This is a genomic window from Crocosphaera chwakensis CCY0110 (assembly GCF_000169335.1).
GTDB classification, from domain to species: Bacteria; Cyanobacteriota; Cyanobacteriia; order Cyanobacteriales; family Microcystaceae; genus Crocosphaera; species Crocosphaera chwakensis.
This window is the reverse complement of the sequence record NZ_AAXW01000151.1, coordinates 1-1,502: the sequence shown is the minus strand read 5'-3', so window position 1 is coordinate 1,502 and position 1,502 is coordinate 1. Positions and strand designations below refer to the sequence as shown.

The 1,502-nt window shown below is 37.0% G+C and carries 1 protein-coding gene; it reads left to right on the top strand.

Features of this window, described 5'->3' with window-relative positions; all coding sequences use genetic code 11:
• Positions 1 to 1,502 (top strand): condensation domain-containing protein (locus CY0110_RS27715; protein WP_008279000.1); only part of this gene is annotated, 1,502 nt, incomplete at both ends.

The window sequence follows — 1,502 nt, the reverse complement described above, 5'->3', positions numbered from 1 at the left end:
AATTTTGGCAGCAATATCTTGCAGACGCTCCAAACTTAATTGCTCTTCCGACAGATATTCCTCGTCCACAAGAGTTAACCCTTGAAGGGGAACGTTATCAGACTACATTATCAAAGTCTCTTACAGCATCTCTTAAAGCATTAGTTAAAACAGAAGAAGTCACCTTGTTTACTGTTTTGCTTGCTACCTTAAGAGTCCTTCTTTATCAATGGACACAACAATCTGATTCAGTATTGGGAACAGTTGTTTCTGGGAGAAATCAAGAAGAGATTAGAGGACTTATTGGTTGCTTTATTAACTTTATTGCTTTGAGAAATACTCTTTCTAGTAATCAATTTTTCAATGACTGTTTACAAGCTGAAAAAAGGACGATTTTAGAAACTTATCATCATCACAATTGTCCCTTTACTAAAGTTGTAGAAGTTGTTAATCCAGAACGAAATACAAATTATAATCCAATTTATAATGTGGCACTACTTTTTCAAAACTTCCCCTTAGATACTCATTATGATTTTGGCGATAATATTAAAACCGAAGTTACAGAAATCAATGCCAAAAATGCTTTACTAGATTTGCGATTTTTAGTCTCTGAAAAAGATCAGCAATTAGAAATCATGTGTGAATACAGCACAGACTTATTTAAAGAAGAGACTATTAAAGAATTGGTAGAAAACTACCTATTATTCTTAGAAAAAGTTGTAGAAAATCCAAAAAGAAAAGTAGAAGAACTTAGCCTAACCGAACCCCTTAAACAGCAAGCCCAAAAAGCCAAAGTTAGAGACAAAAAAGAACCAATTCAGATAGTAAGCACCTTTACCATCGAACCCATAGAAGAAAGTTTAACCTATTGGCTAAACAAACTAAATCTACCCACTCAACTACAATTTGCCCCCTACAACCAAGTATTGCAAGAATTACTCAACCCAGAAAGTCAACTCAATCAAAACCAACAAGGAATCAACCTCCTATTCATCAGACCAGAAGACTGGGCAAGATTTGACCCAACCATAGAAACCCCAGACCAATTTGCCCAGAAAATCCGTCAAAACACCCAAGAACTCATAGCAGCCATTCAAAAAGCCAGCCGAACCAGTCAAGCATCTTTAATTGTAGTTCTCTGCCCTTCACAACCCAACCTAGAACCAGAAAAACAGCTTATCCTCAAACAAAGTGAATCCCTAATCATTTCTCAACTCAAACAACTAAGACAAATTAACCTAATCACTAGCCAAGACATAGCAACCACCTATCCCGTCAGTAACTATTACGACAAAAACAGCGACGAAATAGGACACATTCCTTATACCAACCTATTCTATACCGCACTAGGCACAGCCACAGCCCGAAAAATCTACACCCTCAAACACTTACCCTATAAAGTAATCGCAGTAGATTGTGATAATACCCTATGGAAAGGAGTGTGTGGAGAAGTAGGAGCAGAAAGAATCAAAATCGACCCCCCCAGAAAAGCCCTACAATCATTCCTACTAGAACAACAAAAA